Source organism: Cellvibrio fontiphilus (assembly GCF_042646205.1).
GTDB classification, from domain to species: domain Bacteria; phylum Pseudomonadota; class Gammaproteobacteria; order Pseudomonadales; family Cellvibrionaceae; genus Cellvibrio; species Cellvibrio fontiphilus_A.
Genome location: NZ_JBHRTF010000002.1, coordinates 466667 through 478927, shown reverse-complemented (window position 1 = coordinate 478927; position 12261 = coordinate 466667). Strand labels below are relative to the sequence as shown.

The window sequence follows — 12261 nt, the reverse complement described above, 5'->3', positions numbered from 1 at the left end:
GGCTGGGCTGTTTATCACTAGCGATCACTGCAAATCACTGATCCAGGGTTCGTGTAAGCGGCCGTAGTTGATTTGCGCGGTGAATTTCACGGTGTTGCGCCCGGTGTTATTACCCGCAAATTTACTCGCCAGGTGTTTGGGAATGTACAGCGAGTCCACCGCCAGGCCATCGATAACGATTTCCCGCTGGCGTTGTTCAGGTTTATCGCAGCGGTAGTAACCGGCGCGCACTTCGGCGGGCACAATCAGCAGTTGGTCTTGGCTGCTGGATGGAAATGCATTTTTTGCCTGCACTAACAATGCATAGTCGGCCGCGGCATCCACAATAAATAAACGCGAGTGACTGGTTTGCGCTTCGGTTAACAGCTCGGCGGCACCTTTGCGTTTTTCGGCTATCTCTTTTTCCACCAACTCGGGGTGGGATTGCGTGCTAAGCCCCTCCACCAATTGTTGGTATTGCTCGATTTGCGCCAAGTGTTGCTCATAGCTCCGGCCATTAAATTCCAACAGCACCCAGGCCGCGCGTTTTTGCCGCAAACGGGTGCTGTTGCTGCAGGCGGGAAATCCAAAACTGGCAAAGTGTTCTTCACTCAATTGCAGATTGCGGTCGTATTGCCAGTGCCAGCGGTCCAACTCCAGAGTCACCGCGCGGCTGCTCGGGGTCATCCAGCGCAGGCTCACCCGCGCACTGGAATCTTCCTTGGCAAAACCATAGTGGTAAGGCAATTGCAGCTCGCGTTCACTCAAATTCAACTGCGCAACCACGGCGGAGCGGTTGATGTACACCTTGCCTAAAATAAAACCATTCACCAGCAGAATGCAGGCCACCGCCAGTGCGAGTAATTTTTTATTGAGTAATTGTTTGTTGGCGCCTTGCTTCACAGAAAAAATGTCCATTAGTGGCTGCTCCCTGGTTGTTGCAGTTTGCGCAGGCGGTTAAACACCATCAGCGCCAAAATCGCGGTTAACCCAATCACCAAAAAGAACACATACTTGGGCAGCCAATCCCACCACCAATCAAAAAATTTGGTGTACAGAAACAGCGCAAAAAATACATTGCCCGTCAGCATCAAATAGGCCGCACCACGGCGCAAACCGTAAAGCACCAGCAGCGCACTCGCCACAAAACCAATCACCTGGTAAGTGCCTTCAATAATCTGTACTGACCAAGGCAAATAACTGCCGCCGGCCCAGTTAGCCAAAATCAGCAGCGCAATAAAAAAGGTGATCACAGACAACACTTGGTAAATAACGGTGAAGCCATGAAAACGGGTTTGATCAATCCACACCGGCAGCGCAAAAAATACCAGCGCCGGCAATAAAAAATGCTCGGGTTTTTCACCCACGTAAATCCAGTAGCTGCCCATCCAGGTGCCAAGCCGCGCGCCGATAAAAATAAAACTGCACAGCAGCGCCGCCGCTAATAACAAACGCACTTGCAATAAATAGGCGAGCAAAAAACCGTAGAGCGCAAACACGGCAAAAGCATTGGGTGAGGGCGATAGATTAAAAATACTGCCGAGCATCACAATGTTTAATACCCAAGCAGTAAAGGACACCAGCCCCGCCAATTTGGCGTAATAACCGGAGCTGTCCAGCCGCAGCAAACTGCACGCCAGTGCCAAACTCAACAGCGGCGCGGCAATTAAAATCACCACCTGGGTAGCGGTGCCAAAATAACCCCAGTATTGGTAAAACAGAAAAAATAAACTCGCCGCCAACGCACTGGCACCGAGGAAGGAAACAATCTGCATACCCAGCGACAAATGGCGCGCGCGCTCATTCACATCCACATCCTGCGCCTGCTGCAAATCGCGTAATAAGTTGTCGTGATAACGGCGAATCCCCTCCGCCGTTTGCTCCGGCAATTGCAACAGCCCCTGCTCCGCCAGCAAACGCTGCTCCGCGCGAAATGCCGCTATCTGATCAGCGCGCAACTGCGCCTGGGTTTTGGTGAGTTGGTTCATAAATATCCTTTGTGTAAATCAAACAATCCACTTTATGAGTGTTTATCCGTTTTACCTTAACACCCGCTCCAACAAAAACCGCGCCACACCATCCTGCCAATGGCAAGGCGCTTGTGGCGCTTGGGGAAATTGTTGTTTTAACTTATCGCTCGCATTTTCCATTAGCACCGGATGAGTCACACTATTAAATAATTCCACATCATTAAAACCATCGCCAAAGGCCATGCTGTTTACTAAAGAGAAATTTTCAATCTTGGCGAGTGTTTGTAAGGCATCACCTTTGGAAATGCCCTGGGGCATAGCTTCCAAATAATAGTCATCGGAAAAGGTTAAATGGATGGGCAGTTGTGCTTGTTGGATCTGTGTTTTCAATTGCTGCAAGCGCGGATTTTCGCCGTAAAACAAAATTTTTAACGCCGGCGTTGTCAGCATTTGTTGCAGTGAAGTTTGGCGATAAAAAAATTGCGAGAGGCTATGCGCCGCCAACATGGACTCGCACGGCGCAGCCACCAGCCACTCCGCATGGGTATACATATTTAAATGCACATCCGCCGCTTCACCCAGCGGCAGCAGGGTTTCATTCACCGCAAGCGGCAAATCGGCGCGCTGCAGCAGCTCACCCCCGGCACTGTGAATCAGCGCCCCGTTACAGGTAATCGCCGCTATATCACCCCCTAATTGTTTCAGGTAAGGCTGCACATCCATAAAGTGCCGCCCGGTCGCCACCACCAACCTGTGTCCGCGCTCCCGCAGTTCATTCAGCGCGCGCAGCGTGAGTGGCGACAGCTCGTGGTGCTCATTGAGCAGGGTGCCATCCATGTCAAAAATAAAAGTATCGGGGGTTTGTTCAAACATCGGGAGGTTCCAAAAAGGTGATGGATTGCGCCTGCCGATTCTAGCGGAAAACCGCTGATCCCAAGCGCTTAGCCCGTTTCTGCCGGGGATTGCGCTGAAAATCTACACTTTTATGCGCATAAAAGTGTAGATTTATACATTTTAACGCGCATAATAATGTGATTATTTGCGATTTTATGCGCAGAAAAATGTAATTTCAGCTCATTAGTGTAGATCTGGTCAGGAATGCCATCCTATGAAACGCCTATTGCTAGAGAAATTGCTCGCTTGGAAAGCCCAGCCAAGCCGCAAGCCCTTGTTAATCGACGGTGCCCGCCAAACCGGTAAAACTTACTTGTTGCGCGAGCTGCTGGGGCGGGAGTTCAAACAGGTCTTGCGGGTAGATTTTCTGGAAACACCGCACTTGGCCGATGCTTTTGCCAACTCACTAAACCCGCAAGACATCATCAGCAGTATTGAACTGCTCACCGGGCAAATTTTCCAACCGGAAACCGACTTGCTCATTCTGGATGAAATCGGCGAGTGCCCAAAAGCCGTCACATCACTCAAATACTTTGCCGAAAAGGCACCCACCTGGTTTGTCGCCGCCAGTGGTTCCAACATAGGTTTACTCACTTCGTTTCCCGTGGGCAAAGTGGAACAACACAATTTACGGCCACTCAGCTTCAGGGAATTTTTATGGGCCGCCAATGAACCTATGCTGGTTAAAGCCTATGAAGCGCGCGTTAATTCAGCGGCAGCGCATAACAAACTGTTAGACACACTAACGGATTATTATTTCACCGGTGGTATGCCAGAAGCGGTTGCGAGTTGGTTTGGCAATATGAATAAAAGTATTGTTGAACGCGTGAGTGCAGTACAAAAAATTCATGCCGATTTAATAGCAGGCTATCAACGCGATTTTGGCAAATACGCCGGTAAAACCGATGCGCAATTAATCGCTGCAGTATTTAACAATATTCCTGCGCAGTTATCGGCCGTGGTGGATGAGTCAGTCAAGCGGTTTAAATTCAAAGGCATCGCCGAACGCAAATCTCGCTACAGCGAATTTGAAAGCGCAATCAACTGGCTGCACCAGTGCCGATTGGCGTTAAAAAATTACCCTATCGAGGGCACCGCCAGAACACCGCTCGCGGCCTATCAAAAAGACAATAAAGTGAAATTGTTTTTGTTTGATGTAGGTTTGCTAAACCACATGCTGAACACCAGCTACAAAGAAATTAAACAGCAAAACTACGAATACAAAGGCTACATCGCGGAAAATTTTGTGCAGCAAGAGTTCGCCGCAATCGGCATTGAACCCAGCTATTCCTGGGGCGATGCCCGCGCCGAAATTGAATTTATTATCACCACCGAAGAAGGTTTGGTGGTGCCCGTAGAAGTAAAAAGCGGCACCCGCACCCGCGCAAAATCCCTGCAGTCCTACATCGCCAAATGCGCTCCCCACAAAACCCTAAAACTCACCGGCACCCAAGGTTCCGCACCGGAAGAGCAAACCCATATAGTGCTGCCGCTGTACTATGCGGAATATGTGTTGGCGGTGTTGTGAACGCGCAGAAAAAATAAATGAGTAGCCTGTTTGGAGCCTGACGGAATGCGGAGCTTTTGATATTAAACACGACTTATTTCAAGCCCTCGATTGAAGAGAGTCATCCCCGTATTTCGTTAGGCTCCATGCGGGGTACTTGCTTATTTTTTGAGGTCAAACGGTTATCAAATAAACTGTAATATTTCCTTTATTTCGTTAAACAATTCTTTAAAGCCTCTAAAATCGTTCAGATTCAGATCGTTTATTATCTCCTGTGAAAAAATATCTTTCCCTGTTTCGATCTTTTCATATTTCTTCAGTTGAAGATCTAAATGATCTAAATTCAATGATAGTTGAACGTTTCCTATAGTTACTTTCGGTGGTTGTTTTCTAAACTTTAATCCTTCACCACGTTCGTTTTTCTTGCTAATTATTCCGTCATCAAACAAATATTCTATGCATAAATTTTTTGCATCAGCATAACCCTCCCTAAAATCTGGCTCTGGTATTTTAATTGCCCAAGCAATTCCATTTCTATGACGCTTGACATTTTTATTATATTCAGTGAAGTTTTTAGACAGCCCCGAAAATTCTTTTTGTCCTTCCTCATCATTATCAAATAAAGCTATAACGATTCTGTCATCATCTGGGTGTATGGTCTCTATAAGCCTTCCCAGTTGTCCTGCTCCTCCACTACTACCAATTCCTCCTGAATTGTCGCAAGCTCTTACCAGAATTGATGGTGCATTTTCTCCGAAAATTTCTAATGCTTTTTCTATAATTATTTTATCTGTCTTTCCTTCAGTAACAAGCATTGGCATCTTAGTTCTATTTATTTCTAACTCCAGTTGATCTATTTTTTCATAGACACTTTTGAGTTTTAAAAACTCCTTCGAATAGAGCTCATGAACTTCTTTTTGTATGTCAAGAATGCCAATTTCATACCTAAGTAGCTCTTTGTTATTACTGTTTAATACATTTGAAACATCCGTAATTGCATTTTCTTGAGTAGCCCTGTAGCAGCTCACGTTTTCACCAGCAAGTGAAATAAAGGCTGGAGAATGAGATGTGAGAAAAATTTGAGATCTTTTAGAATAAGTCTCAGAAAAGTCATCTGCCATTTTGCTTGCATGAGAATACTCTAAAGCGAGCTCAGGTTCTTCATAGCCCCAAATGTAATAATCATTGGAATTAGAGGCAATGTAGTGCAATACGGATGCTATGTAGCGTGATTGTAGTCCATCACCTCTAAATTTAAGTGCAACTTCCCCACTGTCCGTTTGAGTTGAAATAAAAAATGCCTGGAATAGTGATGATACCGTCGAGGGCGGTTGAATAGTTGTATGTATATTTGTTGCTTTCTCAAAATCCATTTTTAGATCGGTTATTTGACCCTCTATGTGATCAGCTAATGTATTGGCCGTCTCGAAAAGTTGCTGATTCTGAGAAATTGTTAGGTCAAGTAAAGAGAATTGTAGCCTTCGTAGAAGATCGTTGAAGTAAATTCTGTCTTTAATAGCTGGAACATATTCAAAATGTATTTTATTCAAAAAACGTCCCAGAGCTCTCTGAGCTGTGGTTAATTTTGAGGGCAACTTTTTTGCTTTATCCAAGGCTGAGAGATCATCAGATTGTTCAAAAGTTTTACTATCTCTAAACCATTTTCTTTCTACATTGAAAGTTTCGGGAAGACTTTTATGGTAATTTTCCGGCCTACTGAATTCAATCTTAATGCTAACAAATTGTTTTCCCTTAATACTGTCTTTCCTTACCTCTTCAAGTCTCTTTTTTGAAAAGTTATCATAAAAAGAATAATCGCTATCCCAATCAGCTTGCCCATTGAAAAATAAATTTAGTGCTTTAATTACATTTGATTTTCCGACGTCATTTCGTCCGGAAATGACATTAATTGATGAGCAATCCTTAATTTCGACTGTATGAAGTGATCTGAAGTATTTTACAGATATTTTATTAATAATCTTCATGGGTATGATCTTTGTTCCATTTATTGATACGGCTAACTTACGACAGAGTAATTCTATCTAACAACATATTATTCTATGCCTTTTTAGTGCACTTTCGTTTGGAGTGAACCTATACGGCATCTCCAAAACCTTCCCCTCAACCTTCAAAAAATACTCCTTAACTATCTCATCCTTAGCCTGCGCTTTAATTCGCTCCGACAACACCAACCTAAAATCTTCATCAAACGAAATTAAATGCCGATCAAACGCTTTGTCATAAAGCGCATTCAGCGCAATGCCGTTGGTTGGATCTGCTCGGCGCGATTCATCCTCCGCCCAAGGAATAATGTGGCTCGCTACTAATAATTCAGGAATTGCTAAACCGGAAATTGCGCAGCGGTTGTTGTAGCTTTCTAAAACGGTTTGACGGAAAAAGCGCTGTACGCGGCGCACTTTTACTTCGCGTGTTGTTTCCGTTGGGCCGGTGGGGAATTGGAGAGGCTTTTCAGTGTCAGGCGTGATGAGTTCTGTGGGAAGTACGCGCGTTTCATAAAGCGCTTCGGCTTTGTCGGCAATTTCTGTGGCGTTAGTCATAAACGCATTCCACAGGGCGCGGTCGGCTTTGCTGGCTCCGGCTAAACCTTTTTGTGCGAGCGCGGGATCGAGGCTGGCGAAGTTGCAGGCTTTCATCGCCACCGCAGAAGGTGTGCGGCCAATGATCTGGGCGAGTTTAATAATCTCGGGGTTGGTCTGATGCAATTTACCAAACGCTGTGCGGCAATAAAGGTGCAGCGTTAGCAGCAGTTCGTCTTCTTGCCAGTTATTTGCCACGCGCTAACCCTCGGTGGCCGGTGCTGTAGTTATCGTGCATCGCTGTATTCCATAGCTATTCCATGAGCGGATTCTGTACCAAAACGGGGTGGATGTGAAATACAGCGCATTACATCCAGAGGTGTGTGAATAAACGGCAACCTAACGGGTCTTACCCCGTTATTTATAGCCATTTAATTGACCAGCAAACCATTCTGGCTGTTCAATACATGCGTGGCGCGCTTATAGGTAAGAATCGCTTTGTCCGTTTCCATGTCATAGAGCCAGATATGCGTCACTTTTCCGGCGGACATGGCGATTAGGGCAATGGCGTTACCATTAGAAACTATTTTTAAGGGTGCTGCCGCTTCATTGCCTTTGTCATAAAGTCTGCCAAAGCCTTCTAATTTTTCCGTTAGATATTTATCAGAGACATATTTTCCATCGCCATCGAAAATTACTAAGCTTCCTCTGTTAATGAAATTAGCCCACGCCACATAGCGATCCGCTGTTTTATCGTAAAAAATTGAGCTGATATCAAAATTTTTTGCTGAGTTAAAATCAATCCACAGATCTTGGTCAGGATTGTATCTATATAAATACCCCTCTCCGCCATAAGAAACGATCGAGTAATAGTTGCGCCGGGCATCATATGTAATATCTGTTGGCCAAGAGATTTTTGGAAAATCCATTGGCATAGTTGGTGAATACTTATTTCCGTTTTTGATATTTAAAATTTCAAAGTTGTGGTTTTTAATACTAAAAACCTTTTCTGTTTTGGATGATAATAACCTACCTTGGAATACATAATTACTATCTACTTGTGTCTTAGGACCTTGTAATGTCCATTTTTCAATTTTATTGGAATCAGTGAGAAGATCAAATTCCCAATTACTTTTTGGGGTTTGTATTTTAGGCCCGTCTAGACTTAATGTTTTTTTATCTTCTCTTATAAACTGATCTATGACCACAGTAGAAGGGATTTTGTAATTCCCTAGAAAGTAGTCAATATTTTTGACTTTTATTAGGTCATTAAGCTTGGATAATAGTGTTTGGAAATTTCTATTATCTATTTCAGTGGTGTAAGGTATTTCTTCTTTATATAACGGCGCTATTTTGTTCGAGAAAATAGTTTGATTACCTCCAAAAAAAATTGCTCCAATTTGAGTTTTAGGTGTGGCGCTGATTTTCCATATAGTAGGTTCATAAGAGGAGACGACCAATATGACTTTTGAATTTGGTCTATCTACAGTGATTGATACTACGTTCTTTAATGGTTCATAACCAGAAATCACATAAATTTCACTCTCCTCAGCAAGCGTGGCTAAGGGCTTATCAGTTGCTGGATTTAGAAAGTAACCAGCCTCATATGGCGAAGTGGTTATTTTTGATTTTAGATCGGAGATTCGATTTATATATACTAACTGCAAGCAATCAGCACTTTTACATAAGTCGCGAGTGTTCTTTAGCCAATCTGATTGTCCGCTGATAAGCGATTGTTTGTCTTTTGTCTCCATACGCGCCAGTTTAAATATTTGATTCAACTCTAGATCTAATGTGCTTAATCTATCATTTGAACAAATTGTTTTTTCAATTTCTGTATGTGCTTTTTTACAATCGAATCCAGCAGCTAATACTGGCGTAGAAGCGATTAACAATAATGACATGATAAATTTCCTTGCAAGCATCGTTGATTCGTCCTTTTTAGTAATTGGCTTTAAAAAATCTTATTAGGGTTTGGAAAGTAAATATGAAATAGTCGCTTAATGTCAATTGGCTAGCTTGTTTATTGCATGAGAGTTCTTATTCATTTGATTATCCATCTTGTCGTCAGATTCACCACTATAGTCGATCATTTTGGGAATACGCGGTATTACACGTATTGGAATTATCTCCCAAACACCTGCACCAACTTCTCCAAAAGCGCCTCCTTCGTTCCTTCCCCTGACCTATCCAAATTCATCTCCCGCCAGCGCACCGCTGGCAGGTGTTGTACTCCTGCTATACCTAACAGATCCCATTCTGGCTTGCGATTGTAGAAAGAACGCAGGAATTGTTTATGGTGTTCCGGCATCTGGCTGGTGATGTTGGTAATCAGGTTTTGCCGCGCGTTAAGCAAAGTTGATAGCTCAATGGGGGCGTCAGTCATGCCCATAAAGTTTTGCTCAAAGTCCTGCGTTATATCCTGTAGCACCGGGTTTAGCAGTGAATGCGGCGAGTGGTCGTGGCTAATCAGGTAGATGATAATCGCGTTGCGCAGCTCGTCATTAATGCCCTCATTTTCCAACAAATGGTGTACATCAAATAAATCGCGCGGGTGTTGGCGATCCAGCGCCGCCATGATTTTGCCTGCATATAAATCGGCAAAAGAAAGCACATTCATTTCGGCAAACCCGAATTGCTCTTCTACGGTTTGGCAAACCGGCATTAATACGGGTTCATACACGCAGCCGCGCAGTACCGGTGTAACTTCAATTTTTATTTGGACTCGCTCGCGTGTGCGTATAACAAGTTTGGTAGTTTCTTTTTGAGTTGCCGGTGCTGACTCTGCGATGTGAATATCGGGTTGCTTGCTGCGTAGGCGTTGCGCGATACGTTTTAAGGCCGTATCTATTTCTTGCAGCGCTTGCGCGCGATCATTAACGGGTAAATAGGTGAGGTCAATATCGACCGAAAGGCGGGGCATATTGCGAATAAACAAATTAATTGCCGTTCCACCTTTCAACGCAAAACATTTTTCCTCTGCAACAGTTGGAATAGTGCGCACCAGCAATTCCACTTGCTTGCGATAAACATCAGTAAATGCCATTAACAGACTCCGCTGTAAATTCTTCAGGTAGGGTGATGTGATATTTGCTGTGCAACTTGCCGCCTTTTACCAGCACGCGCTTGCCTTTGCCTAAATCGATCTTGCTGACATCCAGATGTTTCAACCACGCATGGTTGTGCCGTTCGGCGAACACAAAAAACAAGCGTTTTACTTTGATGCTGCTGGCTGCTTCCAGCAGCGATTGCATACGGCGCGGGCTGAGGTTAGTTAGGCCTTCCATAATGACATCGGCCATATGAAAGCTTTCGTGTTGCGGTAATTCGTCCAGCAACTCTAAATAAGCGCGCTCGGGGCTGGAGATAATCAGCGGCCAAACCCAGTGGCCCCACGTAGTCACTATCAAACCTGCTGGCACTAATGCCTGTTCGAGTGAGGCGGCGGTATCAAGCGAGGGGGAATTCTGAGCGATGACTGGAGCTGGTAAAAACCGGTTGCGGTTGTGAATCACAAAGGTTTCCGGCAAGGGCAGTTTTAGCAGCCAGGCGGGAAGTTTGTTATCGGAATAAATGTGTATTTGCTGCTGGGTTTGCGGCAGATAGTGGGCATATCCACCCAGTTCAAGTGCAGTGCGGCCACCCACAGAAATGGGCTGTTTAAGCAGGGTTTGCAGGGAGATAACCACCTGTTCCCAACTTAATTGCCCGCGTGGGCGACGGAATACACCGCGCGCAGGCTGTTCAAGCCACCCGGAGACAACATATTGGTGGCGCAGCGAGCCGTAGTAGCCTGATTGCTCCAGCCAAGCTGAATCTACCAGCAAGCCTTCAGGCAGTTGGCGATCCAAGAGGTTTAACTTATTGCTAATTTGTTCATTCATACTGAACAAATTAGCGTATTTTCAAACCAAAGCCAAGTTTAACTTTTGTTGTATTTGTTCAGTTTGAATGAACAAATACAACAAAAGTTAAACCGCCCTCATGCTCCAACCCCTCAAAAACCAACCAGCGATGCACCGCAAACGTAAAGCGGGGTAAAGGCTGAGGCGGTATGACGCTTATCACTATCACCCCGTTGGGGCAGCATCTATGCTTGGCTTGGTAAATCTGACAATAACAATGCAAAGAGGTGTTTATGCTGAAGTTTGGCAAGTTGATGGCGATGGTGTGTTTGGGCTGCTGTGCGCTGGTGGCGCAGGCGGATGAGGCGGTAAAAATCCACAAGGCGATTGAGTTTGCCAAGCCCGATAACTTCCCGCTTACGCTGGATATTTATGTGCCGCAAACCGGCAAAAAATCCTACCCGGTGCTGGTGATTTATCACGGCGGCGGGTGGTTGGTGAATAACAATTCCATCATGCATGACATGGCGACCAAGGTGGCGCGCGAGGGCGACATGGTGGTGGCGAATATGAACTATCGCCTGTTGGGTGACCAAAACAATACAGTCACTATGAACCAGATTATTGAGGATGTATTCGGCGGCCTCTTGTGGGTAAAAGACCATATTGCGGAATACGGTGGCGACCCAAGCCGCGTGGCAATTACCGGCGACAGCGCCGGCGGCCATTTAACGACTATGATCCTCACCCGCGGCCGCCAGTTGGAAAGCGATGGCTACGCCGGCCCGAGTTTGGGTTTTAAACCCAGCTATTTGCCCGCCGGTAAAACCGCCGAGCAGGTCGCCAAAGAGGACGGCCTGAAAGTCCAGGCGGCGGTGGTCAGTTATGGTGCGTTTGATCTCTATGCAGCGGCGAAAGGGGGATTTGAATCGCCCAACAACGCGTTTTGGAAGTTTGGCAACGCCGAGCCGCGCGGCCTGTTTGGCAATAGCATCAATGCAAATGATCACCCCGAGCACTACAAAGCGGTATCGCCCATTTATTTTGTGCCCAAGGCGAGTGAATACAAATTGCCGCCCCAATTTGTGCACGTGGGCAGCCTGGACGATGTCACCCCGCCCAGTGCCGCCCAGCATTACGTGGACTTGCTCAAGGCCGGCAAACAACCGGTGGAATACAAGGTTTACCCCGGTAAAAAACACGCGTATCTGGATAACGGCTGCAACTGGGCCGGTAGTTGTTTTGACAAGGATGCACTCTGGCCGATGGAGGACATCATCCAATTCTTGAAGAAAACCTTGAATTAATGCGCAAACAAAAGCCCTGGCCCCATGCCCGGTACGAATTAGTACAGTTGATTGCCGACCTTTCAGTTATGGTTCAGTTTTTGCTGCCTAGTCTGGTAGCAGTGTTATCCGCAGGAGGGATGTATCGTGAGAAAGTCGGTATCTGTATTGGCAGGTCTGCTGGTGATGTGGGGTTTGGTGATGATTGTTGTGCCTGAAGGCAACAGCCCATCCACCAAGCCG

10 protein-coding genes are annotated in these 12261 nt (G+C 45.6%); 2 read left to right on the top strand and 8 right to left on the bottom strand.

Annotated elements, in window-relative coordinates:
* Positions 1–24: 24 nt before the first annotated feature.
* Genes ACFODX_RS03915 through ACFODX_RS03905 form a run of 3 tightly spaced genes read right to left on the bottom strand, consistent with a single transcriptional unit; the run spans position 25 to position 2822 of the window.
* On the bottom strand, positions 25–897 hold the full coding sequence (locus ACFODX_RS03915) for a DUF4824 family protein (protein ID WP_378116257.1): 873 nt from the start codon (positions 895–897) through the stop codon (positions 25–27).
* Entirely contained in the window at positions 897–1967 is a 1071-nt protein-coding gene (locus tag ACFODX_RS03910) for a DUF2157 domain-containing protein (protein ID WP_378116255.1), read from the bottom strand. The genes ACFODX_RS03915 and ACFODX_RS03910 overlap by 1 nt, the downstream gene beginning before the upstream one ends.
* Before the next feature lie 51 nt (positions 1968–2018).
* Entirely contained in the window at positions 2019–2822 is an 804-nt protein-coding gene (locus tag ACFODX_RS03905; RefSeq protein ID WP_378116253.1) for a Cof-type HAD-IIB family hydrolase, read from the bottom strand.
* Positions 2823–3057: 235 nt separating this feature from the next.
* Here ACFODX_RS03905 and ACFODX_RS03900 point away from each other — a divergent pair, with 235 nt between their 5' ends.
* The gene (locus tag ACFODX_RS03900) at positions 3058–4371 is read left to right on the top strand and encodes an ATP-binding protein (protein ID WP_378116251.1); all 1314 of its coding nucleotides are present in this window, start codon (positions 3058–3060) and stop codon (positions 4369–4371) included.
* Positions 4372–4535: 164 nt separating this feature from the next.
* Here ACFODX_RS03900 and ACFODX_RS03895 read toward each other — a convergent pair whose 3' ends face one another.
* From ACFODX_RS03895 to ACFODX_RS03875, 5 genes are all read right to left on the bottom strand, one after another.
* Positions 4536–6335 (bottom strand): AAA family ATPase, encoded by a 1800-nt coding sequence (locus tag ACFODX_RS03895; protein WP_378116249.1) that lies wholly within the window; start codon positions 6333–6335, stop codon positions 4536–4538.
* A gap of 57 nt (positions 6336–6392) precedes the next feature.
* Positions 6393–7145: an HNH endonuclease gene (locus tag ACFODX_RS03890; RefSeq protein WP_378116247.1), complete on the bottom strand. Its 753-nt coding sequence runs from the start codon at positions 7143–7145 to the stop codon at positions 6393–6395.
* Between the two features lie 173 nt (positions 7146–7318).
* A complete protein-coding gene (locus tag ACFODX_RS03885) occupies positions 7319–8791 on the bottom strand; it encodes a lysozyme inhibitor LprI family protein (protein WP_378116245.1) in 1473 nt (490 codons plus the stop codon).
* Between the two features lie 221 nt (positions 8792–9012).
* Positions 9013–9933, bottom strand: a complete 921-nt coding sequence (locus ACFODX_RS03880) for a nucleotidyl transferase AbiEii/AbiGii toxin family protein (protein WP_378116243.1) — start codon at positions 9931–9933, stop codon at positions 9013–9015.
* On the bottom strand, positions 9920–10771 hold the full coding sequence (locus ACFODX_RS03875) for a type IV toxin-antitoxin system AbiEi family antitoxin domain-containing protein (RefSeq protein WP_378116241.1): 852 nt from the start codon (positions 10769–10771) through the stop codon (positions 9920–9922). The genes ACFODX_RS03880 and ACFODX_RS03875 overlap by 14 nt, the downstream gene beginning before the upstream one ends.
* 254 nt (positions 10772–11025) lie before the next feature.
* Here ACFODX_RS03875 and ACFODX_RS03870 point away from each other — a divergent pair, with 254 nt between their 5' ends.
* Positions 11026–12039: an alpha/beta hydrolase gene (locus tag ACFODX_RS03870; protein ID WP_378116239.1), complete on the top strand. Its 1014-nt coding sequence runs from the start codon at positions 11026–11028 to the stop codon at positions 12037–12039.
* Positions 12040–12261: the final 222 nt, after the last annotated feature.